The sequence below is a fragment of the Marinobacterium sp. NO-S09 genome (genome assembly GCF_059179545.1).
In genome coordinates, this window is sequence record NZ_CP168954.1 from 656,708 (window position 1) to 683,059 (window position 26,352).

Genomic DNA, 26,352 nt, shown 5'->3' on the forward strand with positions numbered 1-26,352 from the left:
TTTTGAGCTGAGGAGGTATCGAACACCATGGCTGACCATCAGGATCTTCTGGCCCGGCGCTACCGCGTTATGGGTCATCATTCCCCACTGTTTTATGACAAGCCGTTGCAGCTGGTGCGCGGTGAAGGTGTCTGGCTTTGGGACGCCGAAGGCAAACGTTATCTGGATGTGTATAACAATGTGCCGCACGTGGGGCACTGTAACCCCCGTGTGGTCGAAGCGCTGAGCCGCCAAGCCTCTACACTCAACATCCACACCCGCTATCTGCACAACAACATCGTCGATTATCTGGAGCGCCTGACCGGCACCTTCAATCCGGGGCTGGAGATGGCGATGCTGACCTGCACCGGCAGCGAGGCCAACGAGCTGGCGCTGCGCATGGCCCGTTTCTGCACCGGTGGCCAGGGCATTATCGTCACCGACTTTGCCTATCACGGTAACACCGAAGCGGTGGCGGAGATCGGTACCGGTTTTATGCCGGAAGCACGTACCAGCAAACGTGTTAAATCCTTCCCGATCCCCGACTCTTATCGCCCGCTGGATGGGTTGGCTGGTGAGGCTTTGGCTGATGCCTATGCCGATAAGGTGCAGCAGGCAATTGATGAGTTTCATGCCGAAGGGATAAAGGTCGCCGGTATTCTGGTGTGCCCGGATTTTGCCAATGAAGGCCTGCTCAATGTGCCGACCGGTTTTCTGGAAAAGGCAGTGGCAAAAGTGCGTCAGGTGGGTGGCGTGTTCATTGCGGATGAGGTGCAGGCGGGCTTTGGCCGCAGTGGCAAGCACTTCTGGGCGCATCAGTGGTACGACGTCACCCCCGATATCGTGACGATGGGCAAGCCCATGGGCAACGGCCATCCGCTGGCCGGTGTGGTGGCGCGGCCTGACATGATCGAAGCCTTCAGCAAGGAGGCGATGTACTTCAACACCTTCGGTGGTACCCCGGTGTCCTGTGCCGTGGGCATGGCGGTACTGGATGCACTGGAAGAAGACAACCTTATGCAGAACGCGGTGACGACTGGAGCCTATGTCACCGAAGGGCTGCGCAAGTTGCAGCAAAAGCATGAATTGATCGGCGATGTGCGTGACCTGGGCATGTTCTTTGGTGTGGAACTGGTAACGGACCGCAACACCAGAGCACCTGCCAAAGTCATGGCGCGCAGGGTGATCAACCTGATGCGCGATCAGGGCGTGCTGATTAGCACCATCGGTGTGCATGACGCCATCCTCAAGCTGCGCCCGCCCATGCCGTTTCAGGCCGAGCATGCCGATATCCTGCTGCATACGCTGGACACTGTGCTGACTCAGGTTGCTGCTGAGGAGGTGGTTTGATGTCTTTTGATTCTTTGACCCCGGAACAGCAAATTGCACATCTGGAGGAACTGGCGAAAAAGTCCCTGCGACACTGGGATCTGCAGGGCAGTGATCTGGCGCTGGTGAAGTACCGCGAGAACGCGGTATACAAGGTGACGGCTCCAGACGGGGTGCGTTACGCCCTGCGTATCCATCGTCATGACTATCACTCCGATGCCTCCCTGCGCTCCGAGCTGGTGTGGATGTCGGCGCTGAACGAGAGTGGCATTGCTGTACCTCAGGTGCTGCCGGCTACTGATGGTCGTCTGCTGGTCTCTGAAGCCACCACTGCCATGGTTGAGCCGCGCAAGATCGATCTCTTTGCCTGGATCGATGGTGAGCCTCTTGGCACTGACAGCGAAGGGCTTGGGGACAATGCGGACCGCGTCACCGAACTCTATACCGACCTGGGACGCTCAGCAGCTGAGTTGCATAACCAGTCCAGCCAATGGGAAGTGCCTGAAGGTTTTGAACGCCACGCCTGGGACCATGATGGGCTGGTGGGTGAACAGCCCTTCTGGGGTCGCTTCTGGGAGCTGGAGCTGCTGGATGAATCTCAGCGAACGCTGATGGAGCGGATACGTGATCGCATCAGCAATGAACTGTCCCGCTGTGACCGCTCCCCCCAGCGCTACAGCCTGATTCATGCCGACTTTGTGCCGGAAAACCTGATGCTGGAGCAAGGCGGATTGCGCCTGATCGACTTCGACGATGCAGGCTTTGGCTGGCACCTGTTTGAGCTGGCCACAGCGCTCTACTTCATTCAGGAAGAGCCCTACTATCCTGCGGCCCGGCAGGCGTTGATCGACGGCTACCGTCAGCAGCGCGCGTTGTCTGATGACGATCTGGACCGTCTGGAGCTGTTTCTGGCGGCGCGTGGCTGCACCTATCTGGGTTGGATTCGCAGCCGTCAGGAAACCGATACCGCCCGTGAATTGGCGCCGGACTTGATTCGTCGTGCCTGCAGGCAGGCTGAGCGCTACCTGGAGTCCTATTACGAATGACCGGTAAGCGGGCATAAAAAAGGCTCCGCCCCTTGTTAAAGGGGGGAGCCAAGAGCAACATCTCTATAGCAGAGAAGTTAGGGGTGAGGGGTTACTTGGGCGCGTTGATGACCTGCAGCTGGGTATATTCCAGCAGTCCTTCCAGACCGAATTCCACGCCAACGCCAGACAATTTGCAGCCACCAAAAGGAATATGGGGCAGCACTTCTGCATGGTTGTTGACCCAGGCAGTGCCGCATTCCAGCTGGCGAGCAATCTGTCCCGCCTGCTCGGTGTCTGAGCCCCAGACCGAGCCGCCCAGGCCCACGCTGCAGTCGTTGGCCAGTGCGATGGCCTGTTCCACATCCTGATAGGCAATCACCGGCAGTGCCGGGCCGAACTGCTCTTCGTCGACTAGACGGATACCGTTGCACACATCAGCCACAATGGTGGGTGGGTAAAAATAGCCTTTGTCCGCTGACGGGCTGCCGCCACAGAGGATACGTGCACCCTGGCTGCGGGCATCGTCCACTAACTCGATCACCTGACGGTACTGGTTGGCGTTTTGAACGGGGCCAAAGGTGGTGGTGTCATCAAGGCCGTTGCCTACAACCTGCTGCTCGGCAAGCGTGGCCAACTTTTCGCACACTGCCTCGTATTGGCTTTCGTGTACATAGAGTCGCTTCAGTGCCGCACAGGTCTGTCCCATGTTGATGAAGGCGCTGTTGAACAGCCCTTCAGCGATGGCATCAACGTCGGAGCCGGGCAGCACGATGGCCGCGTCGTTGCCACCGAGTTCCAGTGTGAGACGTTTCAGTGTAGTGGCCGAGTTGGCCAGGATACGCTGACCGGTTGGCGTCGAGCCCGTAAAAATGACCTTGTTGATATCGGCATGACCGCTGATCGCACTGCCGATCTCGGCTTCGCCGAGCACGCTGTTCACAACACCTGCAGGCAGCACTTCATTCATGATCTCTACAAGACGCAGGGTGTTCAGCGGCGTCATGCCCGAGGGTTTGCAGATCACGGTATTGCCGGTCCGCAGGGCTGGCATGATATGCCAGATAGCGATCATCAGAGGCCAGTTCCAGGGCGTGATGGAGGCCACGACGCCCAGCGGTTTACGGTGACCAATGACACGCTTGCTGTCGCTGTCTTCAAATACCTGTTCCGGAATCTCCAGATCGGCGTTATAGCGCGTCCAGCCTGCCGCCGCACCTACTTCCATCTGCGCAAGTGCCAGGGGTTTGCCCTGTTCCTGCACGATGATACGGGCCAGTTCGTCGGCGTTGGCTTCGAGGCGGTCAGCAATTTGATGCAGCAACCGGCTGCGCTCGGCGTCAGGGGTGTCACGCCATGCCGGGTAGGCGGCACGGGCGGCCGCGACGGCCTGATTCAGCTGGTCAACGCTGGCCATATTGCATTGGCAGATGGCGTCTTCGGTGGCCGGGTTGATCACCGAAAATGCCTCGCCACCTCCCTTCACCGGGATGCCATTAATAAGCATGGAGTTTGTCATTGTCATGGGATGCATAGCTCTGAAGTAAGACAGGAGCCCGGTGGGCTCCTGTTACAACCTTGGGAAAATGAGGCGCTTAGCAGATAGGTTTTCGACAGCCTGTTAGAAAGGTACGATCGCGATGACCTGGCCATACACGTTGGTGTCGTCGCCACCGATCTGAGTGCCGTTGCTGCTATCTGGAGTATAGAAGCCAACCAGCGGGCTGATGATCAGGTTCGGAGTGACCACCCACTCCGCGTACAGGTCGATTTCCTGACCGTCCATGGCGCCGCCTGCGGTGTCGCTGAAGTCAAAGAACAGCGCGCCCAGGCTCAGCATTTCAGTCGGAGATGCCTTGATGCCAACGTGGTGCACATCAGTACCTGAGTTGAACGGGCCGGCATAGTTGGCCGCCACTTCACCCTGGAACCAGGTGCCGTAGCCACGGTTGAAACCGAAGAACAGCGGGTCGAAGCCTTCGTCGAAGGAGGCGTAACGGTAGTTAACACTCGGTGACCAGGGCACGTCAGCGAAGGTCCAGCCGGCTTCCATGTACCAGGCATCGGCATCCGGTGCAGAGTTGTCGCCCTGGTCCTGAGTGACGAACTCACCCGACAGGAACAGGTTTTCAACACCGGCATTACCCTGGTAGCGCAGGCTCAGGGTCTGCTGGCCGTCACGGTTGGTGTAGCCGTAGTCTTCGTTGACATCCAGGCCTTCAATGAAGGCAGCACCGAAGGTGCCTTCCGGAGTTACGTATTCGGCGTTGATACCGGCCAGCTCGGTTTCAGCCTGGGCACGGTTGTCAGACTCCAGCCAGAACAGGTCAGCACGCAGCCCTTTCGCACCACCAACACGTACCACGGCGGTACGGTCGAATGCCTTGCGGGCAGCCAGCCAGTAGGCGCCACCGCGGTTCATGTTGGTGCCGGCCAGTTTATCGATGGCATCACCGAAGTTGAGGGCGTCGCCGTTGATCAGGAAACCGTCGCCAATGGAAAAGTTCTGACGACCGAAAGAAATGTCCAGACCATCCTGCCCCAGCGCCGGGATCAGGCTGCCGGAGCGCCAGCCCAGGTAGGCGTCTTCCAGGTCGGTTTCAGATTCGTCACCGGAGGTGAAACCGCCGGCATCACCGTCGCCCCAGGTGGCGGAGCTGATCAGGTTCAGGCCACCGTAAACGCTGGCACCGGACTGGTAGGCGTGGCTGCCGGACAGGCCGTACTTGATGTAGCCTTCGCGCCAGTCGGAACCACCGGCTTCGCTTTTGGCACCCAGGTTGTAGTTTTCTTCACTGGTGAAGACACCGAATACCGCTTCGATATCCAGGTTCAGCTCGGACCCCTTATCACTGTACAGGTTGTACGCAGAGGCAGAGCCTGAGGCCGCTGCAATGGCAGAGCCAAGCAAGACCGCAGATAGAGATGGTTTAAAGTTTTTGTTCATCTGATAGATCCTTGGTATGACAGTTTTGGGGTTTTGCATTCACCTATGGATGGAGTGAAGGGGAACCATCGACGGTGCTGAACGACATCTAAAAAGGGGGATCGAGGATCCCCAACAACCAAAGGGTGCTTAGCAGGTTTTCGAAAACCTATCTGCGTTGCCGAATGCTGCGTTAAAAACAGTCTCAAAATGCTCATTTAGTCCACTAAACTGCGCTTTTTCGCCTGTTTTTGCCTTGCCTCGGCTGCCTCGATAACGTTTTTCAACAACCTGTAAGAGCTTAGTGAGGCCTTTGGCTAACCGTTGCAGGGTAAAACTCAGCCCTGTGTGGTGTGCAGGTACTGTTTGATGACCCACACACCCGTGTTCATGCCTTGCGTTGACGCAGCTGACTCCAGGCGAAAACGCCGATGGACAGTATGATCATGATGAACAGTGTCAGGCTGACTGGCCGCTGTAGAAAAATGGTCAGATCGCCGCCGGCAACGCCCAATGCCTGCTGGGTGCGGGTGAGGAACAACGGCCCCAGCACCAGTCCCAGAATGATCGGCACAGCCGGAATCTGGTTGCGTCTGAGCACATAACCAAAGATGGCAAAGCCCAGGGCGATCAGGCAGTCGGAAAACTGGTAGTTCTGGCTGTAACTGCCGATGAAACCCAGCACCAGAATGAAGGCGCCGATAAAACGGCCACGTACACGGGTCAGGTTAACGATCCACTTGGTGGCAAAGGTCAGGTAGGTGAAGACCACCACATTCATCAGCAACAGCGAGATGTACAGGCCGGAGATGAATTCCGGGCGCTCCACAAACAGAGTGGGGCCGGGTACATAGTTATGCACCATGAAGACGGCCAGCAGCATCGCCATCAGCGCATCTGCCGGAATACCGAACGCCAGCAAGGGCACCATCACGGAGGCGGTTACGGCATTGTTGGAGGTCTCGGAGGCGATCAGGCCTTCCGGGTTGCCGTCACCGAATGTTTCCGGTGTTTTGGAGAATTTTTGCGCCAGGGTGTAGGAGAAAAACTGTGAACCGAACTCACCCACACCCGGCAGCAGCCCCATGACCACGCCCAGGGCAGCAGAGCGCACTACCGTCACCTTGTGCTTGAGCAGATCCACCACACCAGAAAAGAAACCGCTGCCGGCCAATTCGGTTTTCTGCGCATCATTGCCGCGCTGGGACAGGAGTACGAACGCCTGCGACATGGCAAACAGGCCAATTACCGCCGGCACCAGCGGAATACCGGAATAGAGCCAGCTTTGGCCAAAGGTGTACACCTGGGTGCTGTAGGACAGGTCCAGCCCGACGGTGCCCAGGAAGATGCCTAGCCCCAGCATCATGGCGGCTTCAACCACATGCTTGCGGTGAGCGAGGACAACAAAAATCATGCCCAGGGCTGCCAACATGGCGAATTCGGCGGAGCCGAACTTGCGCGCAATCTGGGACAGGGTGGGGGCCAGCATCACCAGCGAGAACACGCTGATCAAACCGCCCACGAAAGAAGACGTGTAGGCGATGGACAGGGCGCGGCGGGCTTCACCGCGCTTGGCCATAGGGTAGCCATCGTAGGTAGTTAACACCGCCACGGGTGTCCCGGGCGTGTTCATCAAAATGGCGGGTATGGCCCCGCCATACCAGGCGCCGCCGTAGACACCGAGCAGCAGTGAAACACCAGGAAGAGGTTCCATGGCGAAGGTGATCGGCAGCAGAATCGCCATCACGCCAGCGGGCTCAAGCCCCGGGATGGAACCGATGGTGACACCAATCAGGGCACCAATCACGATGGCCATGATGACGTCCAGCGTGGCCACTTCGTTAAGGCCTAATAGAATTGCATCCATGGTTATCGAATCTCTTAAAGGTAACTGTTGGCGAAGTCAGCCATCGCATCCGGCAGCAACGAGTACAACCACACATCCGGCAGCCACACAGATACCGCCACACGAAAAATCAGCACCAGCACGATCAGCGTACCGATGGTGGCGAGCAGCCAGGTACGATTCATCAGCCGTGACAGCCACAGCAGCACCGTGACAAAGATGAATGTCGCGGGTACAAAGCCGATCAGGGACAGCGAATGGATATAGATATAAAACAGCACCGATGAGATCAGCGCTGTCCGGTAGCTGCCCAGCAGCTCAACCAGCGTTTCCAGCGGGTTCTGTTGGAACACGCGGGAACGCCAGCGATTGCCATGGTCACGTGTCATCTGGAGCACGCGATAGGCAGAAAAAATGGCCATAATGCCAAGGCCCAGCAGAGCGCCCATCATGGGCTGTGTGTACCATCCACGTTTGGTGTCTACCCAGGCCGCCTGATCCGGAATCAGGATCAAGAGCACCACGGATACGATGAGCAGAAGCCAGTAAATGTCGGCTTTGACTTGGGGTTCGTTGGACACGGTGAACGCTCTTTCAGGGTTAATCGGTTGTGCATAAGCCTGGCCCAACGGCCCCGGTAAGCAGGGCCGCCGGACGACAGGACTTACTTGTTCATGAACTCAAGCAACTGCTTGGAGCTTTCAAAGTCGTTGGCAACGACTTCTTTGGCAGCATCGCCTTCGATCCAATAGATACCGGCACCTGTTGTTGCACTCAGGTCCTGTACCTTGTCGGACTTGAGGGCCGCCTGGGCAATCTCTGCCAGCTTGGCTTTAACCTCATCAGACGTACCTTTTTTAACGAACAGGCCGTTCCAGGTGGTCTGGGTGATACCTGTCTGCTCGGCCAGCGTCGGGATTTCCGGCGCGATGGACAGACGGTCACGGGTGATGGAGGTCAGCAGTTTCACTTCGCCGGACTTCAGGCAGGACAGGATCAGCTGAGTAGTGGTGTTGATGATGTCGGCATCGCCGGTTGCCAGCGTGGCACAGTTGTTCACGTCGAAGGCAGAGTCGGATGCGATTTTGATGCCTTCCATTTCTGCCGCTTTGAACGTGATAGCGGTCGGCAGTGCCTGGTAGCCGAAGTGGCCCAGAGATACATCGTTTTTCTGGGAGTAGTCAGCCAGTTCCTGCAGGTTGTTGTAGGGTGCATCGGCTTTGGTGGCCAGCACGAACGGGTAATCCAGGAAGATGCCGACCGGCTCAAAGGTATCCGCGCTGTACGGTGCATTACCGGAGTGGATATGGGTGGTCAGAATATCCGCGACAAATGAACCAACGGTCTGGCCATCAGGACGTGCCTGGGATACATCCAGTGCACCCACGATACCGCCACCGCCGGGCTTGTTGATAACAGATGCCGGCGTACCGGTCACGTCGGTCATCTCTTCGGCAATCATGCGGGTGATGATGTCTTCCAGGTCACCTGGAGGCCAGGGCACGATGAACTTGACCGGGCGTTCAGGGTATTCCGCTACAGCCGTAGCACTGAACATCAGGGGTGAGACGGCCAGTGTAGCGATGGACAGAAGTTTTGTTAGTTTTTTCATGGTTTCCCTCGTATTTGGCAAGGTTCTCTAATCCACCTGCTCAGTCCCGCAACGGAACGATAAGCACAGGAATGTCTGTCTGGTGAATGACTTTTTGGGTTGTTGAGCCCAGGAAAATGCGGGATGCGGCAGAGCCGCCGCGGTCCCCCATCACAATCAGATCGGCCTGCCGTTCCCTGGCCACTTTGACGATCACCTGATCGGGTTGTCCGAATTCAACCTCGATCTCAGGCTCTCCAGCCAACTGGATATCCGTTGGGATTTCACAGTCCATGAAGGCTGAAATGCGTTGCTGAATCTTGTTGCGATACTGGTCCATCAGCTGTTGGGTATGGTTGAACTGCGCCTGCGACAGCAGGTAGTCGTGCACCATTTCATCCGCTTCCGTGCTCAAGGGCTGGATGGCGTGCAGAAAGACAATGCGAGCGTTGTGTTTAACTGCCTGCTCAACAGCCATGCGAAACGCCGGCCGGCTGCCTTCGGTAATGTCCGATGCGTAGATGATGGTTTTCACGGTCGGCAGCATGGCGTTCAGCCCTCTTGGTGCTTGGATTCAGCTTGATTACACATTCATTGCAGTTGCCCGGATATCGACCAGATGGTTGATGCCCGGCATGCGCTTTTTCATAACCGCCCGAACCGGTAGGGCGTCGGGTCGATCAGGGGTGCATCCCCTGCGACCAGATCGGCCGCCAGTTGACCGGCAGCCGGTCCGGTGCCAAAGCCGTGCCCGGAGAAGCCGGTGGCGATGGTCAGACCCGGGATCGCATCGATCTGGTCGATCACCGGGTTGGAATCCGGGGTCACATCCAGCAAACCCGCCCAGGCTTCTTCAATTTGTGCCTCATCGAATGCCGGCCAGGCTGCCTTGAGGTTGTTCAGGGCGTCCTGATTCAGGCGCATATTGGGTGCAGGGTCATTGGTGCGCACCTGTTCAAACGGCGTCACCTGGGTCGATTTCCAGCGGCGCTTCATCGCCAGATCACGGAAGAAGGGTTTGCCAAAGCCGATGTTGAGGAAACTGCGCTGGGTGCGCAGCTGATCGAGATAACGGTGGCCCACCAGCAGATGATCAAGCATGAACGGCGCATCCAGCTTGCCGCGCTGGGTAATGATGTAGCCGCCATCCTGGTGTTTGCGGAAGGAGAAATTCGGTCCGCCAACCGCCGTATCGGTCGGGCCTTGCATGGGTTTGGTGCGCAGCACGGAACAGATCAGCGGCAGCGTTGGCAGAGACACGCCCAGGTTGCCGAGGAAGCGGCGCGACCAGGCGCCACCGGCCAGCAGCACCTGCTCGCACTTGATTTCGCCCTTCTCGGTTACTACGCCTGACACCTTGCCGCCAGAGCGGGACAGGGTACGCACGGCGCACTGCTGAATGAGCGTGGCACCTTTTTTGACGGCGGCCTCTGCCATGGCACTGGTGGCCAGAGCCGGTTCGGCGTAACCATCAGACGGGGTATGAATGCCGCCAACCCAGTCGCCTTTGCCACCGGGAACCAGACGGTCAATCTCCGTCGGGGACAGCAATTTGGAATCCAGTGACAGTGGCGCGACCGATTTGTGCCAGTCTTCATGCATGGCCATCTGTTCCTCGGTTTTGGCAAGGAACATGATGCCGGCGTCACGGTAGCCGACGCTGCGGCCGACGCGCTCAGGCATCTCTTTCCACAGCCGGTCGGCGGCCTGCGCCATGGGCACATCCGCTGCGTGACGGCTGGTTTTGCGAATCCAGCCAAGGTTGCGAGATGACTGTTCACCGGCAATGTGTCCCTTTTCCAGCAATACCACCGGGATATTGCGTTCCGCCAGGGACAGGGCAGCCGCGACGCCAACGATGCCGCCGCCAATCACCACTACCTGGGTGGAGGAGGGGAGCTCATCAGCGGTCACAACGGGTTCCAGTTTCTTGGTCATATCAGTTTTCCTTGGCTGTAGTCACGGAGCCGGGTTGTCGGCCCCGCTCCAAAGCGATTTATTGCGCGATGGTGATCTCTTCAACGTCAGCGTCTGCTGCGCCACGGTAAGCCGTGACTTCCAGCTCGACCTTGTAGACGGTGGAGCCCAGCGGCGGACAGGTCACGGTAGTGGCCGGGTTCACGCCACGGAATTTGGTACCGATGAATTCCATCACCTTGTGAGTGTCTTCAGGGTTCTGGATAAACACGCGAGACATGACAACGTCAGCCAGTGATGAATCAACCGCTGCCAGTGCACGCTCGATGTTCTTGAATACCTGTTCGGTCTGCTCGATCACGTCTTCCGGAATTTCCTGAGTATCCGGGTTACGGCCAGCGGTGTTGGAGACATTGATCCAGTTATCCACGGCCACTACGCGGGAATAGCTGGCGATCTCTTCAAACTTGGAACCGGTTTTTACTTTTACAATCTTGGTCATGGATATAACTCTGATAAATGTGGGGGACAGAGCGGGCCGGCCTTGCCGGAGCGGCCCGCAGAATAAGATTCAAATCAGCGCAGCGCCGGGGTATCCCAGAGGTTCAGCTTGACGCCAATCCCTTTCTCCAGCGCGTTCTGGTAGATGCGGGTGGCCCAGGCCACGTCTTCCACCGGCATGCCGCCTACAGACATGATGATGATCTCGTCATCGTTCTGACGCGCCGGGGTGTCGCCGGCGACGATAGCGCCCAGGTCTTCCAGCTCATCCTTGGACATGAGTCCGTCTGCGATCATGTCCATGAAGCGCATGCCGATCAGCGGGATGACGTTGTGGGCGGGCTTGGGCACTTCTTCATACCAGGCTTCGTACAGGCCGATGCTGTCCATCACCTTGCGCACGCCTGCGCCGCTCATGCCGTCGTCCAGCATGCAACTGGCCGGCATGGCCAGGTAGGCGCCTGGCTTGACCCACTCGCGTTTGACGATCGGGTACGTTGAGGGGTCGCCCACTTCACCGGAATTGCAGTAGGTGACGATGTCGGAATCACGCACGACAGCCTCATCGGTATCAACGACACTCACATTGGTGATCTGCGGATATTCCGCTTTCAACCAGTGCAGGAAGTTATCCAGGCTTTTCTTGCCGCGGCCCTTGATTTTGATGGTGTCTATATCAGGGCGGGCTGCCATAAATGATGCTACAGAGGTCTTGCCCATTACGCCCGGGCCGAGCAGGCCTATCACCTTGGCATCCTTGCGGGCCAAATGGCGTGCACCTACACCCGGAATAGCACCGGTACGGTATGCGGACAGCAGGTTCGCGGACATGTAGGCCAGAGGCGCACCAGTGTCGATGTCATTGAGTATGAACATCAGGATTGAGCGGGGCAGGCCTTTTTCGCGGTTGGCGATGTTGGAGCCGTACCATTTCACGCCGCAGGTCTGGAAATCACCACCGAGGTAGGCCGGCATCGCCATCAGGCGGCGGTCTGCTGTGGGTTTGGGCATGGTCGGGAAGGGGGACTCTTCCGGAAAGGTGATCATGGCGCCATGGGAATCACTGTTGGGGCCTGCCATGCGGTAATCACCTTTGTGGAGCAGAACAAACATCTCCTCCATGGTATCCACGCAAGCAGACATGTCGGTCACACCCGCTTCAATCATGTCCGGCTCGGACAGGTAAATAAAATCGATCTTGGTATTTTCGGACATTGCATCACCTGTATACGTTGGGCGCTGTCCCCGCTTTCGGTGCCGGTGCTCTGGAGCTCAGGCGTGAAAAGTACCGGGGGTATGGCAGCTATCCTTTTCGATGCTAGCGAGCGGTTTTCAGTCCGTATTGAACTTTTGCGACAGGAGTGTGAAAAAATAGTTAATATATTATTGGAACGGATATTGCTTAGTACTTTTTGAATGCGTCCAAAATGGTACTTAGCATGTTAAGTGTTTCCGATGGTAACAATGTTACCGCTTCAGCCGGTAACAAAAGAGTCACAAGCTACTCAGAACAGCCCTGGTTTGTGCTGAGCGCGGCCAGACATTATGACCTGCATATGTCTCAAGACCCGGCGATTTCACACTTTTACAGCTTTGAAGCCAACCAGTCCGAAGGCCTCACATTTGCCATACCGGATGGCTGTGTTGATATCCTGTTTGACTGTGATGACGCCCGGCCTGAGGCTCGTGTATGTGGCTCTACTCTGGAAGCGCGCCATGCGATGCTCAAGCACAAACACAACTACTTCGGCGTGCGTTTTGCCATGGGGGTTTTACCGGACTTTCTCGATGTTTCGGCAGAAGAGCTGGTAAATCATGAATATGGTGTGCTGGAAACAGTGCCCGGTTTTGAACCCTTCTTCGAGCAAATTGTGGGCGAATCGACTTTTTCCAGTCAGGTTGAATTATTCAATCGTTTTTATTCAGGGAAAATGCCCAGAAAAACGTCGGATACCACTTTAAAAGCGGTGCATGCGATTTGTCAGCAGAAAGGGGATATTCGTATCAAGGAGTTGGAAAGCCTGACGGGCTATAGCAGCCGTACATTGCAACGCCAGTTCCAGGCCGATATGGGCATGTCACCCAAGGCATTCAGCCGTATTGTACGCTGCCAGTCAGCCGTGCATGAAATTAATCATCAGAGCAGTATCGTGTTTTCCGAGCTGGCATCGGATCTTGGCTTCAGTGATCAGCCGCACTTTCTGCGTGAATTCAAAAAGCTGGTTTCGACAACGCCGATGAACTATCAGCGACGGGTTCAGCAGAATGACTACCTGCACCGGATTCGCTACGCGTGACCTGAAACAGGGCAAAATCCGATATTTGGCATCATCCTGGTGCGGGTTTTGATAATAAACATTTGTAGAAAAGGCCGGATATCTCGGATACCCGGCCTTTTCGTTTGTCTGAAACGCTTAGGGAAGCTATGAATAAGTCCATGGCATCTCAGGCTTACAGGCCGGCGCACTCTCAAGGCGGACTTTTGCAGGCGTAGTGGTGCTACGTCAAAAAAGTACAACGCAGAGAGAGGGGCGGCCTGTAGGCCCCGAAGGGCGCGGCCTGAAGTGTCCATCTACGGCGTTGAGCTTTTTGCCAAGGGCTACGGCCATTGCCTGCAAAGCTCGTCTTGTATCTGAACACTTCAGGCCACGCTGAGGCGCTATAGACTTGTTCACAGCTTCCTTAGATTAGTAGCCGCTGACCCAGTCCGGCAGGATGATGTTGTTGTCCTGACGGTACTCTTCCCACAGAGCCAGCATCTCGGCCAGTTTCTCCGGCTCGGATGCGCTCAGGTCCTGACTTTCACCCAAGTCTGTGCTCAGGTTGAACAGCTGGACTTCACCTTCACTGTAGGGCTTGGGCACCATGACCAGTTTCCAGTCACCCTGACGGACAAAGTATTTGCCGAACAGCTCGCCGCCCAGCACCCGGTCAGGATCTGCAGTTTCACCTTTGAGGATGGCAACGGCGGACTGACCGGTAATAGGTTTGACGGCCTGCCCCTTGTATTCACCCTCCGGTGCTTGAATGCCGGTCATCTCCAGCAGAGTTGGGGTAATGTCACGCACAGATACCAGACTGTTGGTAATGGCGCCTTCCTTCAGGCCGGTAGCCTTGATAATGCCAGTGGTGCGGGTGCCGCCTTCGGTGGGGAAGCCCTTGTGCAGTTTGAATGTAGGGGCGCCTGCCCAGGCCCAGTTGGGGCCATAGAGGGTATAGGAGCCGGGGCGCCCCATCTGCTCGTAACTGAAGTCGTTGCTCTCATCGATCACCTTCCGGATTTTCGGGAACTGGTCGGCTGGCCAGGTTTCGTCCAGGTCATGGCCTTCGGCACCGTTGTCGGAAATGAACATGACGATGGTGTTGTCGTAGAGCCCCTGCTGCTTGAGGTAATCAAATACACGGCCGGTGTGCGCATCCATTTCATCGACCATGGCGGCATAGATTTCCATGGCACGGGCTTCAACCTTTTGCTGCTCCGGGCTCAGGCTGTCCCAGGGCTGGCCCTTGGGTGGTCGCGGTGCGCCCTCGGCATTGGCTGGAACCAGCCCCATTTCCTTCTGTCGTGCCAGGCGGTCGGCAAAGATCTGATCGTAGCCCTGGTCGTAGCGGCCACGGTATTTCTCAATGGCTTCATCAGGCGCCTGCAGTGGCCAGTGGGGCGCGGTGTAGCTGAGCATGCCGAAGAAGGGCGCGCCGTTCTCGCGGTCCGACTCGATATATTCGATCATCTTGTCAGCGTAGAACTGGGACGAGTATTTGAAGCTGTCCGGCAGTTGAGTCAGCAGTTGGCCATCTTCAACATATGGAGCCTTGGCATCCGGCGTAGGTGCATAGGCCGGGCGCATGTCGGGCCAATGGCTGGCGCCACCGACCAATAGGCTGAAGGAGTGTTCAAAACCGCGGGCGTCTGGCGTGGTGCCTTCGCCGCGACCCAGGTGCCATTTACCTGACAGGTAGGTGTTGTAGCCAGCGTCCTGCAGCAGCTTGGTCACGGGGACCGCGCTGTCATTCAAATAGCCTTCGTAGCCGGGTTTGCCCTGTTGGTTGGGGGCGGTTTCTTCGGCCATGTTGCCAAGTCCCACCTGGTGCGGGTCCAGGCCTGTCAGCAATGCCGCTCGGGTGGGGGAACAGGCGGGTTCGGCATGGAAGTTGGTCATGCGCACGCCTTCGCTGGCGAGTGCATCCAGATGAGGGGTTTCGATTTCACCGCCATAGCTGCCCAAATCGGCAAAGCCCATATCGTCAGCGACGATGAGCAAAATATTGGGACGTTCTGGGTCGGTTGATGCAGCAAATGCGGTGTTGCAACCCATTGCGGTTGCCAGGGCAATGGACGTTGCCAGCATTTGCTTGCCAAAGGAGTTCGGTTTCATGGGTCGAGATCCTGCCAGTCTTTTTTGTCATTATGAATGCCGGGGGTAGCTTCAGATTAGTCAATCTAAAGGGCAGGAGACGGAGGGTGAACTGTGGTTTTCACTCTGTGAAAACTCTTGTCTGAGCGGGCTGCATAAATGGGTGGTAGTGTTCAGTAAAGCTCGTTATCAAGTATCAGTTGGGTAATGGCATCGGCCGCTGCCCTCAGTTGGGGCAAAAAGAGAGCCTCCAGTTGTTCAGGTTCAACCAGTTCTTCAATCCAGGTCAGGTTCAGGCTGGCCTGCACCTCGTCCATCACCCTGATGGGAATGGCAATGACCTGGACTTCATAGCTTTCACTGTCATCCGGGCCACCGAAGTAGTTGCGATCGCGCTCGGCGAAGCCTCGCTGGCGCGTTTCATCCAGCAGATTCTTAACCCATGCCTCGTCCTTTGCCAGACTGGCGTCCGGTCCGTCTGTGCGCTTTAAACGCTGCAGGATCGCTTTCTGGTCATCCGGATGGCTCCAGGCCAAAAAGGCGCGACCGGTGGCGGATTGAAGCATGTAGGGCTGATACCCCATGAACCCCTGTGGCAGAAACAAAGGGGACTGGCGACGCGTGGTTTCAATGATCTCCATACGCTCGCCGTTATAGATCATCAAATCGGAGGGCCAGTGCAATTTCCGTTGCAGGGCTTCCATTATGGGAGCGGCCAGTTGTGCCAGGCTGTTTTCAGGGCGGATATGCGTACCCATTTCATGCAGCTGAAAAGTCAGGCGGTAGCAGCCGTCACCCAGACTGCGGTAGACCCAGCCTGCTTCAATCAGGGTCGCCAGAATCCTCAGCAGGGTGGCGCGGTCCAGTTCTGTTGTCTGATGCAGTTGATGCAGGCTGAGCGCGCGATCAGAGCCATTCAGTGCTTCGATGACACTGAGGGCGCGTGTGAGGGAGCGGATCTGTTTAGGCATCAGGGCTCGTTATGCGGGTTATCCATCTGGGAGGTATGACTTGGCCAAGGTAGCGGATAATGAGATCGCTGGAAAGTTGCCCCGCAATGGACCCGGTGCACCAGTGGCTGCTCTATTTTTGAACATTGATGTCGTTCCATACCAACAAAATATACCTTTTGTTCTTTTAAATCAGCCGGTTGTAAATCTGGCCCGTGCTTTGCTTATTCCCATCAGGAAACTCAATATCCTTTTGATAAAAGTCAGTAATGCCCTCACAGGGCGCAGCTGACAGGGAAATCAAGCGACCTTCGGGAGAACGATATGGACGGCATGGTGCTGGAACTGGGGTACGCCCTGGATACGTTTTACTTCTTGATGTGTACAGCGTTGGTAATGTGGATGGCAGCAGGTTTTGCCATGCTCGAGGCTGGCCTGGTACGTGCCAAGAACACGGTTGAAATCTTGAACAAGAACGCGCTGCTCTACGGCGTGGCCTGTGTGGTTTACCTGCTTGTGGGTTACAACATCATGTACCCCGCCAATCCGATCAGCTCGGTGATTCCGGGCATCGACTTCCTGCTGGGCGCAGATAATACGACCGAATCTGTCGTGGCCGGTGGTGATGATGCACCTTACTACTCAGGTATGGCTGACTTCATCTTCCAGGCCGTATTCGCGGCAGCAACCATGTCTATCGTTTCCGGTGCCGTGGCCGAGCGTATGAAACTCTGGCCGTTCCTGACCTTTGCGGTCATGATGGTTGCGGTTATCTACCCGGTTGAAGGTTACTGGAAATGGGGTGGCGGCTTCCTGGATCAGCTAGGCTTCCAGGACTTTGCAGGCTCTGTAGTTGTGCACATGGCCGGTGCTGCGGCTGCCCTGGCAGCGGTTATTCTGGTCGGTCCGCGTAAAGGCAAATATGGCAAAAACGGCGAAGTCCGCGCCATTCCGGGTGCCAATCTGCCGATGGCAACCCTGGGTATGTTCATCCTGTGGATGGGCTGGTTCGGCTTTAACGGCGGTTCCGAGCTGAAGATCGCCAACGTTGAAGAAGCGAACGCGGTTGCCAAAATCTTTGTGAACACCAACGCAGCAGCGGCTGCGGGCATGATCGTCGCGGCTCTGTTTGCCCGTGCTTTGTTCGGTAAAACCGACCTGACCATGACCATCAACGGTGCTCTGGCCGGTCTGGTGGCCATTACGGCTGAACCGCTGATGCCGTCTGCCGGTTTGGCATCCATCATCGGTGCCATCGGTGGTCTGGTTGTTGTGATGTCGGTTGTCACCCTGGACAAACTGAAACTGGATGACCCTGTCGGTGCCATCTCTGTACACGGCTCCGCCGGTATCTGGGGCATCTTTGCGGTAATGCTCAGTAATGATGATGCGACTTTCACGGGTCAGCTGATCGGTACTGTTGCAACCTTCGCCTGGATGTTCGTGGCCAGCTTTGTGGTTCTGCTGATCATCAAGGCGGTTATGGGTCTGCGTGTCACCGAAGAAGAAGAGATGGAAGGTATGGATGTCAGCGAATGCGGCATGCAGGCCTATCCGGAATTCGGCCCGGGCCACTCCTCCATGGGACTCGGTGGCGGTTCTGACAAGTCGGGCACTGCCAGCAAGGGACAGGCGGCTCCCGGCTATCAGGCGAGTCAGGCTGTGAGTAAATAGAGTTCCAAACTCCTCCAGAGACAAAAGGCCCTTCGGGGCCTTTTTTTTGCTTTGCGCTCAGCGGCCACAATATCGATTGTTGCCCAATAAAGTGCTCAATACCTGTCTGGTTGCATCGTTTAAACACAAACGTGCTAATCCTGAGTACAGTTGTACTCAATGTTTTTAAGGCTTGGGTAAAGGGAGATCGTGCACAACCTGGATGCACACCATTTGAGTGCGCCTGCCAATGACTCAGTGTGTTCGGATAAGCTGTGTTAAGCAGACTCAGAGATGGATCTGGTGCCCGTTCGCGCTGAGTACAGGGTGTGGTTCAGGTGATATCACAGATTATGAGCAGATCGCTGTGTGTGCACGGATAGCTGAAGGGAGAGTGTGGAGATGGGAGTCTGCCAGAAGCTGAGAGGTTGGCTCTGGCTGTTCAGGGAGGCAATTGCTGGGCGTTACTCAGGTCTTGTACATAAAAAAGGGGCTGTTACTGGAACAGCCCCTGTGCGTGCACAATCTGAACGGCGTGCTTAGCCTTTTGCGGTGCGCTTTTTCTTTTCCGGGTCATCAAATGGCAGGGTATGGGCGATGGCCGATACCTCAAGGCTGCCTTTGACCTGAAGGGGTGTGCCCTGTTCTGCGTAAGGAACGGCAAGACGGGCGATCGCCATGGATTTGTCGGTCAGGCGTGAGTACATGGCGCAGGTGATATCGCCCACCTTTTTGCCATCGGCCCAGAGTTCATCACCTTCAGCCGCGGCTTCTTTACCCTCCAGCAATACACCGAAGATCTTGAATCGCTCCTTGCCCTGCAGTCGGAAGTGCTCGTAGGCACCGCAGAACTCGGTCTTGTCCTTGGAAACGGTGAAATCCAGACCCAGTTCCCAAAGGGTATCGCCAGCCGGTTCATTTTCGAACGGGTACATCTCGGAGTTATCGAACGGATAGAACAGCAGATAGCTTTCGGTGCGCAGCCAGTCCAGTGCGGTGAAGGAGCAGGGGATAATACCGAATGCCTTACCCTCTTCCAGAATGCCGTCCCAGATGGTGGCGGCGTCGGCGGCCTTGCAGAAGATCTCGTAACCGCGCTCGCCGGTGTAGCCGGTGCGGGAGATGGTGATCGGGCAGCCAAAGAGGCGCGCGTGGGTGTGGTGGAAATAGGCCAGGTCACGAATGCCGGGGATATGTTCGGCGAGGAAATCCACCGCAGTCGGACCCTGCAGTGACAGATCATGCATATCGTCATCAAATAATACGGCTACCTGCTTGCCGAGTGCGGCCTGGGTCAGGCGTTCGTAACCGGCGCCAGTACCGTGCACCACCATGAACGAGTTGGGACCCATGCGGTAGATAACGCAGTCATCGATGAACTTGCCCCCTTCATTCAGCATGGTCGCGTAGACCGCCTTGCCGGGATAAAGCTTGGAAATATCGCGGGTGGTAGCCCACTCCAGCAGGCTCTCGGCGTGGGGGCCGACATAGTGCACCTTCTTCAGACCTGATACATCCATCAAGCCTGCCTTGGTGCGGATCGCTTCGTGTTCATCCGCCAGGGTGTAACCGCTTTTGCTGTAGGTCCAGGCCGTCGGCAGGCCGTTCCAGTCTTCCAGCTTGGAACCCAGGGCACGATGTTTTTCAGCCAGTGCGGCGATACGCCATGAATTAGCCATTGTTCTCTCCATTCGTCTAGATAAGGCTTGATTCCTGTAAGGGAATTATTATTCCTGATAGGAAAGGCAAGTTTCGGGCCATGCACAAGTAAACTGATGATTCCTATGGAGAAAAAATATTTCTTAGTCCTTCCTGCTGCGGCATTTATCTGTATGTGAGCATTCACGGCGCAGAGTGCGCCCCGTTTTAGGTCAACGCCCCTTTTTCGTGAGCCCGTTTCCCTGGTGTTCCGTCTTTAGAAGGGGAGTCAGCCTGACAGCTCACTCACTATCCAGGCTCTGTATGCGGCGCATTTGATGGGGAGCCGACTGACGTTTGCCCTGAACTGAGTCACGCAGACACGGGGATGCACTGTTGCTGTGCCCCTATCAGTCTGTCTATTGGGTGCGATTTTTTTAACTCCTTGAAATGCATAGAATTTATTTTTTTGGCAGAAGTTTTGCTTTTCCTGATAAGAAATAAATTATACCACTAATAAATTTTGGGTAGCCCAAAAGGAGTAGTGATGCAGATCGATCCATCCATCAAGAGTCGTCCAAAATACGTGGCGCCCGAGCTGGTGGCGTCGGCGGGGTTACAGCTGTTCGTCAGTGAGTCCGATGCCGGTCACCTGCTGGAGCCGTTATACCGTCAGTGCTCGGAATCCGGTGCTCAGTGGCTGGTGGCAGAGCCGGGCAATTCGCCGGGTACGCTGGCTGATTCCCTGTCCGGTTACCTGCAGCGTGTCCTCAGTGATGCTCCTGTCACCACCCGTCTGTACGTTGCGGGGAGCGAAGGTTTCCTGTGGGACATCCGTAATCAGGCATTGTCTGCCGGGCTGGTGGATGAACAGATCCAGCTCGCCCCTCCGATCAGCAAGGCCCGGCGTTTGTTCTGCACCCATTGCTACACCCTGATGGAAGGGGTGACCTCCAGCCCGCACACCTGCAGTGGCTGTGGGCGTTTATTGCTGGTGCGGGATCATTTTGCCCGTCTGCACGGTGCCTATGTGGGCGTGCAGATCAATGCCGAAGATCCTGAGGAACAACTGGAACAGGAGGTATTGCAGTAATGAGTATCGACAGCATACCCGTGCGGGTCATGGCCATTGAGCAGGTGGCGCCGCTGATTCGCGAGTTCAAGCTGGAAGCGATTGAAGGCAAGCTGCCGGCGTTTTCACCCGGCAGTCATGTGCAGGTAATTATGCCCGGTGAGGCGCGTGAAATTCGCAATGCCTACTCGCTGTGCAGCGATCCAGCCATGCCGCGTCGTTACAGCATCGCGGTGCGTCTGCAGGAGGACTCTCGTGGCGGCTCCTCCTTCATGCACGGGGAAGTAAACGTGGGGGATGAGCTCGCGATCACGCCGCCGGCGAACCTCTTCGCCCCCGTGATGGCGGCCCGCAAGCATCTGCTGATTGCCGGTGGTGTGGGTATCACGCCGTTCATGTCCTATATCCCCGAACTCAAACGTCAGGGTGCCGCATTCGAGCTGCACTATCTGTATCGGAGCAGTCAGACCGGCGCCTACCTGGATCAACTGCAGCAACAGTTGGGGGCAGCCCTGCATCGCTATGACTCAGTGCATGGAAACAAGTGTGACCTGAGCACAGTACTGAGCGATCAGGGGCCGGGGACGCATGTGTATATCTGTGGCCCTGAGTCGCTGATTGAAGGTGTCTGCAGTACTGCAAAGGCACTGGGCTGGCCGGAAAGCCTGATTCACTACGAAGCCTTTGCCGCCCCCGAGCCGGGTGAGCCGTTCAAGGCCCAGCTGACCCGCAGCGGCAAAACCCTGGATGTGGCAGCCGATGAAAGCCTGCTGGAAGCACTGGAACGTGAAGGCGTTGCTGTGCCCAATCTGTGCCGAGCCGGTGTCTGTGGCCAGTGTGCAACGCCCGTGATCGAAGGCGCAGTGGAACATCGCGATGAGTTCCTCTCGGCCGATGAGAAAGCCAACGGCGGTTGCATCATGCCCTGCGTCTCCCGTGCCGCCGGCAAACACCTTACTCTGGATATATAGGAGCGACGTCATGCGCATGTCACCCAAACCCGTACAGACCTTTCGTGACGACTTCAGCTACAGCAACAGCCCCGGCGCGATTGCACGTTTTCCCTTTCCGTTTCCTGATGATGAATACCGCTATTCGGTGAACATCGAACCGCATACCACGCCGGGTCCGGAAGGGTCGGTATATGAATTCCTGCTGGATATCGACGAGCACTACCTATCGGAAATGGCCGAGCGCGATATCGTGCTCAAGGAAAATCCCCAGCGCTGCCTGGCCATGCCGCATATGGATCTGGCCTGCTGGGACATGATCGAACGTTGCATGCAGTCACTGGCGGCTGATTATCCACAGCATTTCAGCCTCAGCACTGAAGGTGATCAGTGGACCTGGGAAAACCGTCTGCTCAACATCAAGGACAGCTTCACCTTTGGTGACAGCAGCACCTTGCCGTTGCCGCCTATGGAATACATGGGCCGCCAGCTACAGGGCGACTTTGCCTTGCTGGATCAGCGCGATGGCGATCTGTTTCTGGATGCCGGTATCGTAACCTGTCCGGCGGACTGGTCACTGGCATTTGATGCCGGCATGAGCTTTTCGGAATGGCACGGACCTGTACCATTGGCGCATGAAATGGGCGTGTTTGAGCGCGCACTGAAATACCTGACCGCGATCCCGGTCGGCCGTCCGGTACGCCGTCTCAACTGGACGCTCACCGTCAACGCCCGCATGGACACCTCACCGGAGACTTATCCCAACTGGGGCACCGACCGTGCCAGCGTGACTCCTGAAAATGTAGGCGAAAAAGTGCACCTGCGCGTGGAGTTGCAGGTGCTGGATCGCATGCCGCGCAGCAATGCCCTGATGTTCAGCATCCGTACTTTCCTGATCAGCTTTGATGATCTGGTTACCAATCCGGACTGGGCGCGCCGCATGCACCGCGTACTGAAAACGCTGCCGCCTGAACTGGTCGAATACAAGGGACTGGGCCGCTATCACGATCTGGCGGTGGAATGGCTGTCACAGTACGACCCAGCCAACTAACAGGAGATTCTATGGGCTGGGTATACCTGCTGATCGCCGGAGTGCTGGAGTGCCTCTGGGCGATCGGCCTCAAGTACAGTGATGGCTTTACCCGCTTCTGGCCATCGGTGGTGACCGCCGTATTGATTGTGGTGAGTCTTGGACTGTTGTCCTTGGCGATGCGCACCATTCCGGTGGGCACCGCTTATGCGGTCTGGTCCGGCATAGGGGCATCAGCGTTGGCCGTAGTCGGTATCCTGTTCATGCAGGAGCCGGGCGGCCTGGTGCGAATAGGTTGTATCGGCATGATTGTGATGGGGGTGGTCGGACTCAAGCTATTCGGCGACACTGCGGTGTGACACCCAATGGCGGAACATGGAAGAGAGGTGAACTATGACACAGACAGATCAACCCGTAGTACTGGTAACGGGTGCAAGCAAAGGAATAGGGCTGGGCATTGCGAGGGTCTTTGCCAGCAAGGGGTATCGCGTGGCCATCGCTGCGCGTCATCTTGAACAGGCTCAGGCGGCTGCAGCCAGCCTGGGTGAAGGCCATTTGGGTCTGGAGGCGGATGTCACCCGTCGCAGCAGTCTGGACCAGGCGGTAGCCGCGGTGACAGAGGCCTTTGATCAGCTGGATGTGCTCTGTGCCAATGCCGGTATCTTCCCCTCGGCCAGTCTGGAAACCATGCCGGAAGAAGACTGGGACCAGGTGATGAATACCAACCTCAAGGGACTGTTCAACAGTGTTCAGGCGGCGCTGCCGGCGCTGAAGAAAAGCAGCTGTGGCCGTATTGTGGTCACCTCCTCAATCACGGGCCCTGTTACAGGCTTCCCGGGCTGGGCACACTACGGGGCCAGCAAGGCCGGGCAGCTGGGCTTTATTCGTACGGCCTCCATCGAGCTGGCGCGTTACGGAATTACCGTGAATGCCGTAATGCCGGGCAATATCATCACTGAAGGGCTGGAGGATATGGGGGAAGATTACCTGCGTCAGATGGCCGCATCGATCCCGATGAAGCGCCTTGGACAGGTGGAGGATATTGGTAACGCGGCGGCCTTTTTCGCGTCACCCGAAGCCGGTTATATCACGGGCCAGACCCTGATCGTGGATGGTGGTCAGATCCTGCCGGAGTCTCTGGAAGCGGTAGGCTAAGCTTCAGCTGAGTAGATAGACTCTAAGCCTTGTCAGGGAGCAGCCTCGACAAGGCTTTGTGTAGTCATCGCTCCACAACCACTTTGCCTATGGACCATTGGATGAATACGCCTTCTTTGCATACGGTAAAAGGCCCCGAGCATGAGCCCTGATTGGAACAACGTATTTAGTATTCACACCTAGCGGGTTCGTGTAGATACAGCGCCCAAGCATTTTGAACCGTAACGGCCCCAATTGGCTTCCCCATATTCTTTCTCACACCTCATAAGGCACTGTGCCTCAGTCGTGAAAGTGCCTTGCCCGGAAGCATACTGGTCGAAGGGGGTAGCGGTGCGGGCTGCTACTTTTTGGCAAAGCAGAGCCAAACTATTCGCACAATCGGTATTGTCAGGCCCTGAGCAAGCGGTGGAGTCGTCGGGCAGGTGTACGTTGATACAGCCGGCAACACTGGCCATTCCGACAGTTCTTTTGCAGATGGCATAAATATCAGGCTTCTCGGGCTTTTTTGACGCTGTCGTAGCGGCAGGCACTTGTGCTTTGTTGTTCTGCGTACTCTGCGAGGGATGAACTTTCTCAGCTTCAGACTGGTGTCCAGCGGTTGGCCGAGGCGTTTTCTGTGTTGTAACGCTGGCAGTTTTCGTCTGGATTTCTTGCATTGAGGGCTTGGGTGTGGCCATGAGGGAATCAAGTGACAAAGAGGCTTGTGCACTGGGTTGAGCGGTATCGGGCCTTGTATCAAGTTCGGATGTGCCTAATAAGCCATCCAGCGACAGCCCTTCCTGTTTAGAGGAGGGTAGGGGCTTGGGCCAATCACTGAACCAGTGCTCGATACACTCATAGCGTTCCTCACAATGCCGAGCGACCTTTTGATAGTCCGCCAGAGAAACCGGGTTGCCCTGGCGGTAGGCTTGTTGCCGAATATGTTCACACATCCAGTCATTGCAGTCTGCGTGGCGGTACAGGTCTTCATTGTAGGCAAAGATGGCTTTTATTCTGGCATGCGTTGTGGGGACATCCAGATCTGTGTTCCGGCTTTCGAGCAGTTTGAGTGCCGACTGTTCTTTTCGCAGTGTCCTCACGGTCTGGCAAAACGAGGAATTTTCGTTTACCCAGCTACTTATATCACCAAGTATATCGGGAAGTGCCTCAAGCATATGTCCATGACAGGCGCTGCGAATAGCTTTATCCAACTGTGTTTCAAACGTTTCGAGGGATTGGTCCGCATAACTTGGCGCCGCACCGAAGATGAGGATCAGAAGCAGGCACAGGCCTAACGGTTTGCGAATAAAAACGCGCTCACGAGCGGCCATGGTTTCGCCTCCTTGATCAGAGTTTGGATTCTGCCTCGTTAATCAAACCCAGAGCTTTACGATAATGAGGAGCGTTTCTACCCTGAGTATTCACGTATCGATAGAGCTTCTGCAGTGCGGGTGCAGGTTGACCGGTTCGTAACAGTGCCTGTCCATGGAAATAGTTCAGCGAGGGATCCTGCTCGGTAGGGAGTGCTTCCAGTTTTTCAAACAGAGGCAAGGCGTCAGCATAGTTGCCCTGTTTAAGATACTGAGAGAGAGCGATCAGGTATTTATCCTTGCGTACTTGTGCTGGAAGGCTGGCTTCCAGAGTCTCCATACGCTTTGTTTCCTGTTGCCTGGCGCGCTCCTGGGCATCGGCTGCTGCCAGTTTTTGGCCAGCGTCTTCGCGGAAGCGGCTGACAGGGTAATCATGCAGAAATTGTTTATACGCTTCGGCAGTATTTTCCGTTTGGGCTTGTTGCCAGGCAGACTCTGCCTGTTGGGCTTGTCTTAGAACTGTAATTGCTTCCTGATTTCCTTCCTCAATAGCGACGGCCAGGGGTGTTCGCTGCTTGTAGTCGACCAGGCTGGGGTTAGCACCATGGGCCAGCAATGAGCGAATATTGTTGGGGGCATTGCCTTCAGCCGCCAGGTGCAAAGGATAGGTTCGGGCACGATTATCGTAACAATTGTTCACGCTGGCACCTTTAGTGATCAGGTGCTCGATTACTTCATTGCGATCATCCAGGTCCGCCAGGCCACATAAAGGCGGGACCCAGTTTTTGCCCTGCTCGGCATTGGCATCAAATCCAGGTTGATCGATTACTATCATCAAGTCTTCGTTGCTGGCATTTAAATCTACCATGGAATAAAGGTGAAGGTAGGGAGAAGTGCTGCAGCCAGTTATCAGGAGCAGTACTGACAGGCCTAAAAGTGCATGCAGTTTTTTCATGTTACGTCCTCTGTATTTGCCTGCTGCTCGGAAGAATGGCTCGGGTGAAGTGCTTTATCACGTTAGCTGTTGATATTAGCAAAGCTGAAGCAGGTGTCGCTGTCCGTAGTGAAAAATTGGATGCTGATATTATGGGAAGTGAAAATGTTTAGCGTCCTTCAGCCGGTCTTGTTATATAGCTGTAAACCCCG

The 26,352-nt window shown here is 56.2% G+C and carries 24 protein-coding genes; 10 read left to right on the forward strand and 14 right to left on the reverse strand.

Annotated elements, in window-relative coordinates; all coding sequences use genetic code 11:
* Nucleotides 1-27: 27 nt before the first annotated feature.
* Together O3C79_RS03235 and O3C79_RS03240 are read left to right on the forward strand one after the other, a co-directional pair.
* A complete protein-coding gene (locus O3C79_RS03235) occupies nucleotides 28-1,329 on the forward strand; it encodes an aspartate aminotransferase family protein (RefSeq protein ID WP_494384775.1) in 1,302 nt (433 codons plus the stop codon).
* Nucleotides 1,329-2,354, forward strand: a complete 1,026-nt coding sequence (locus O3C79_RS03240; protein WP_494384776.1) for a phosphotransferase enzyme family protein — start codon at nucleotides 1,329-1,331, stop codon at nucleotides 2,352-2,354. Before O3C79_RS03235 ends, O3C79_RS03240 begins: the two co-directional genes overlap by 1 nt.
* Before the next feature lie 91 nt (nucleotides 2,355-2,445).
* Here O3C79_RS03240 and O3C79_RS03245 read toward each other — a convergent pair whose 3' ends face one another.
* The 9 genes from O3C79_RS03245 to O3C79_RS03285 form a co-directional block, all read right to left on the reverse strand.
* On the reverse strand, nucleotides 2,446-3,858 hold the full coding sequence (locus O3C79_RS03245) for an aldehyde dehydrogenase family protein (protein WP_494384777.1): 1,413 nt from the start codon (nucleotides 3,856-3,858) through the stop codon (nucleotides 2,446-2,448).
* 96 nt (nucleotides 3,859-3,954) lie between these two features.
* Nucleotides 3,955-5,280 carry an alginate export family protein gene (locus tag O3C79_RS03250; protein ID WP_494384778.1) on the reverse strand — a complete coding sequence of 442 codons (1,326 nt, stop codon included), beginning with the start codon at nucleotides 5,278-5,280 and terminating at the stop codon, nucleotides 3,955-3,957.
* 367 nt (nucleotides 5,281-5,647) lie between these two features.
* Nucleotides 5,648-7,126 carry a tripartite tricarboxylate transporter permease gene (locus O3C79_RS03255; RefSeq protein WP_494384779.1) on the reverse strand — a complete coding sequence of 493 codons (1,479 nt, stop codon included), beginning with the start codon at nucleotides 7,124-7,126 and terminating at the stop codon, nucleotides 5,648-5,650.
* A gap of 14 nt (nucleotides 7,127-7,140) precedes the next feature.
* Nucleotides 7,141-7,686 carry a hypothetical protein gene (locus O3C79_RS03260; protein ID WP_494384780.1) on the reverse strand — a complete coding sequence of 182 codons (546 nt, stop codon included), beginning with the start codon at nucleotides 7,684-7,686 and terminating at the stop codon, nucleotides 7,141-7,143.
* A gap of 83 nt (nucleotides 7,687-7,769) precedes the next feature.
* Nucleotides 7,770-8,717, reverse strand: coding sequence for a tripartite tricarboxylate transporter substrate binding protein (locus tag O3C79_RS03265; RefSeq protein WP_076463100.1), 948 nt, complete (start codon nucleotides 8,715-8,717; stop codon nucleotides 7,770-7,772).
* 40 nt (nucleotides 8,718-8,757) lie between these two features.
* Nucleotides 8,758-9,243 carry a universal stress protein gene (locus tag O3C79_RS03270; RefSeq protein ID WP_494384781.1) on the reverse strand — a complete coding sequence of 162 codons (486 nt, stop codon included), beginning with the start codon at nucleotides 9,241-9,243 and terminating at the stop codon, nucleotides 8,758-8,760.
* Between the two features lie 98 nt (nucleotides 9,244-9,341).
* Nucleotides 9,342-10,634, reverse strand: coding sequence for an NAD(P)/FAD-dependent oxidoreductase (locus O3C79_RS03275; RefSeq protein ID WP_494384782.1), 1,293 nt, complete (start codon nucleotides 10,632-10,634; stop codon nucleotides 9,342-9,344).
* Between the two features lie 58 nt (nucleotides 10,635-10,692).
* Nucleotides 10,693-11,115 carry a RidA family protein gene (locus O3C79_RS03280; protein ID WP_010324835.1) on the reverse strand — a complete coding sequence of 141 codons (423 nt, stop codon included), beginning with the start codon at nucleotides 11,113-11,115 and terminating at the stop codon, nucleotides 10,693-10,695.
* 74 nt (nucleotides 11,116-11,189) lie between these two features.
* A complete protein-coding gene (locus tag O3C79_RS03285; protein WP_494384783.1) occupies nucleotides 11,190-12,329 on the reverse strand; it encodes an ornithine cyclodeaminase family protein in 1,140 nt (379 codons plus the stop codon).
* Nucleotides 12,330-12,670: 341 nt separating this feature from the next.
* On the opposite strand from O3C79_RS03285, the gene O3C79_RS03290 reads away from it, so the two are divergent.
* Complete coding sequence (locus tag O3C79_RS03290; RefSeq protein WP_237708675.1) at nucleotides 12,671-13,411, forward strand: helix-turn-helix domain-containing protein; 741 nt, start codon at nucleotides 12,671-12,673, stop codon at nucleotides 13,409-13,411.
* A gap of 390 nt (nucleotides 13,412-13,801) precedes the next feature.
* On the opposite strand, the gene O3C79_RS03295 is transcribed toward O3C79_RS03290, so the two are convergent.
* Nucleotides 13,802-15,490, reverse strand: a complete 1,689-nt coding sequence (locus O3C79_RS03295) for an arylsulfatase (RefSeq protein WP_494384784.1) — start codon at nucleotides 15,488-15,490, stop codon at nucleotides 13,802-13,804.
* A 152-nt stretch (nucleotides 15,491-15,642) separates the two neighbouring features.
* On the reverse strand, nucleotides 15,643-16,440 hold the full coding sequence (locus tag O3C79_RS03300) for an IclR family transcriptional regulator domain-containing protein (RefSeq protein ID WP_494384785.1): 798 nt from the start codon (nucleotides 16,438-16,440) through the stop codon (nucleotides 15,643-15,645).
* Between the two features lie 40 nt (nucleotides 16,441-16,480).
* On the opposite strand from O3C79_RS03300, the gene O3C79_RS03305 reads away from it, so the two are divergent.
* The gene (locus O3C79_RS03305; protein WP_494384786.1) at nucleotides 16,481-16,711 is read left to right on the forward strand and encodes a hypothetical protein; all 231 of its coding nucleotides are present in this window, start codon (nucleotides 16,481-16,483) and stop codon (nucleotides 16,709-16,711) included.
* A 32-nt stretch (nucleotides 16,712-16,743) separates the two neighbouring features.
* A complete protein-coding gene (locus O3C79_RS03310) occupies nucleotides 16,744-18,093 on the forward strand; it encodes an ammonium transporter (RefSeq protein ID WP_494384787.1) in 1,350 nt (449 codons plus the stop codon).
* 518 nt (nucleotides 18,094-18,611) lie between these two features.
* Here O3C79_RS03310 and O3C79_RS03315 read toward each other — a convergent pair.
* Nucleotides 18,612-19,751, reverse strand: a complete 1,140-nt coding sequence (locus tag O3C79_RS03315; protein ID WP_494384788.1) for an aminomethyl transferase family protein — start codon at nucleotides 19,749-19,751, stop codon at nucleotides 18,612-18,614.
* A 506-nt stretch (nucleotides 19,752-20,257) separates the two neighbouring features.
* On the opposite strand from O3C79_RS03315, the gene O3C79_RS03320 reads away from it, so the two are divergent.
* The 5 genes from O3C79_RS03320 to fabG are packed head-to-tail and all read left to right on the forward strand — an operon-like array spanning nucleotide 20,258 to nucleotide 23,917.
* Nucleotides 20,258-20,803 carry a dimethylamine monooxygenase subunit DmmA family protein gene (locus O3C79_RS03320; protein WP_494384789.1) on the forward strand — a complete coding sequence of 182 codons (546 nt, stop codon included), beginning with the start codon at nucleotides 20,258-20,260 and terminating at the stop codon, nucleotides 20,801-20,803.
* The gene (locus O3C79_RS03325; protein ID WP_010324827.1) at nucleotides 20,803-21,753 is read left to right on the forward strand and encodes a PDR/VanB family oxidoreductase; all 951 of its coding nucleotides are present in this window, start codon (nucleotides 20,803-20,805) and stop codon (nucleotides 21,751-21,753) included. The genes O3C79_RS03320 and O3C79_RS03325 overlap by 1 nt, the downstream gene beginning before the upstream one ends.
* A 10-nt stretch (nucleotides 21,754-21,763) precedes the next feature.
* Nucleotides 21,764-22,783, forward strand: coding sequence for a heme-dependent oxidative N-demethylase family protein (locus O3C79_RS03330; RefSeq protein ID WP_010324826.1), 1,020 nt, complete (start codon nucleotides 21,764-21,766; stop codon nucleotides 22,781-22,783).
* Nucleotides 22,784-22,794: 11 nt separating this feature from the next.
* Nucleotides 22,795-23,121, forward strand: a complete 327-nt coding sequence (locus O3C79_RS03335) for a DMT family transporter (protein WP_010324825.1) — start codon at nucleotides 22,795-22,797, stop codon at nucleotides 23,119-23,121.
* A 34-nt stretch (nucleotides 23,122-23,155) separates the two neighbouring features.
* Complete coding sequence (fabG, locus tag O3C79_RS03340) at nucleotides 23,156-23,917, forward strand: 3-oxoacyl-ACP reductase FabG (RefSeq protein WP_494384790.1); 762 nt, start codon at nucleotides 23,156-23,158, stop codon at nucleotides 23,915-23,917.
* A 179-nt stretch (nucleotides 23,918-24,096) separates the two neighbouring features.
* Here the strand turns inward: fabG and O3C79_RS03345 are convergent, their stop codons facing one another.
* Complete coding sequence (locus O3C79_RS03345; protein ID WP_494384791.1) at nucleotides 24,097-25,227, reverse strand: hypothetical protein; 1,131 nt, start codon at nucleotides 25,225-25,227, stop codon at nucleotides 24,097-24,099.
* Nucleotides 25,228-25,243: 16 nt separating this feature from the next.
* The gene (locus O3C79_RS03350; RefSeq protein WP_494384792.1) at nucleotides 25,244-26,161 is read right to left on the reverse strand and encodes an ankyrin repeat domain-containing protein; all 918 of its coding nucleotides are present in this window, start codon (nucleotides 26,159-26,161) and stop codon (nucleotides 25,244-25,246) included.
* Nucleotides 26,162-26,352: the final 191 nt, after the last annotated feature.

Coding starts and splice junctions, on each gene's coding strand:
- O3C79_RS03280 (WP_010324835.1), bottom strand. CDS start 11,115: ATGACCAAGATTGTAAAAGTAAAAACCGGTTCCAAGTTTGAAGAGATC.
- O3C79_RS03245 (WP_494384777.1), bottom strand. CDS start 3,858: ATGACAATGACAAACTCCATGCTTATTAATGGCATCCCGGTGAAGGGA.
- O3C79_RS03310 (WP_494384787.1), top strand. CDS start 16,744: ATGGACGGCATGGTGCTGGAACTGGGGTACGCCCTGGATACGTTTTAC.
- O3C79_RS03265 (WP_076463100.1), bottom strand. CDS start 8,717: ATGAAAAAACTAACAAAACTTCTGTCCATCGCTACACTGGCCGTCTCA.
- O3C79_RS03285 (WP_494384783.1), bottom strand. CDS start 12,329: ATGTCCGAAAATACCAAGATCGATTTTATTTACCTGTCCGAGCCGGAC.
- O3C79_RS03240 (WP_494384776.1), top strand. CDS start 1,329: ATGTCTTTTGATTCTTTGACCCCGGAACAGCAAATTGCACATCTGGAG.
- O3C79_RS03250 (WP_494384778.1), bottom strand. CDS start 5,280: ATGAACAAAAACTTTAAACCATCTCTATCTGCGGTCTTGCTTGGCTCT.
- O3C79_RS03350 (WP_494384792.1), bottom strand. CDS start 26,161: ATGAAAAAACTGCATGCACTTTTAGGCCTGTCAGTACTGCTCCTGATA.
- O3C79_RS03300 (WP_494384785.1), bottom strand. CDS start 16,440: ATGCCTAAACAGATCCGCTCCCTCACACGCGCCCTCAGTGTCATCGAA.
- O3C79_RS03255 (WP_494384779.1), bottom strand. CDS start 7,126: ATGGATGCAATTCTATTAGGCCTTAACGAAGTGGCCACGCTGGACGTC.
- fabG (WP_494384790.1), top strand. CDS start 23,156: ATGACACAGACAGATCAACCCGTAGTACTGGTAACGGGTGCAAGCAAA.
- O3C79_RS03330 (WP_010324826.1), top strand. CDS start 21,764: ATGCGCATGTCACCCAAACCCGTACAGACCTTTCGTGACGACTTCAGC.
- O3C79_RS03235 (WP_494384775.1), top strand. CDS start 28: ATGGCTGACCATCAGGATCTTCTGGCCCGGCGCTACCGCGTTATGGGT.
- O3C79_RS03320 (WP_494384789.1), top strand. CDS start 20,258: ATGCAGATCGATCCATCCATCAAGAGTCGTCCAAAATACGTGGCGCCC.
- O3C79_RS03270 (WP_494384781.1), bottom strand. CDS start 9,243: ATGCTGCCGACCGTGAAAACCATCATCTACGCATCGGACATTACCGAA.
- O3C79_RS03315 (WP_494384788.1), bottom strand. CDS start 19,751: ATGGCTAATTCATGGCGTATCGCCGCACTGGCTGAAAAACATCGTGCC.
- O3C79_RS03325 (WP_010324827.1), top strand. CDS start 20,803: ATGAGTATCGACAGCATACCCGTGCGGGTCATGGCCATTGAGCAGGTG.
- O3C79_RS03290 (WP_237708675.1), top strand. CDS start 12,671: ATGTCTCAAGACCCGGCGATTTCACACTTTTACAGCTTTGAAGCCAAC.
- O3C79_RS03275 (WP_494384782.1), bottom strand. CDS start 10,634: ATGACCAAGAAACTGGAACCCGTTGTGACCGCTGATGAGCTCCCCTCC.
- O3C79_RS03295 (WP_494384784.1), bottom strand. CDS start 15,490: ATGAAACCGAACTCCTTTGGCAAGCAAATGCTGGCAACGTCCATTGCC.
- O3C79_RS03335 (WP_010324825.1), top strand. CDS start 22,795: ATGGGCTGGGTATACCTGCTGATCGCCGGAGTGCTGGAGTGCCTCTGG.
- O3C79_RS03345 (WP_494384791.1), bottom strand. CDS start 25,227: ATGGCCGCTCGTGAGCGCGTTTTTATTCGCAAACCGTTAGGCCTGTGC.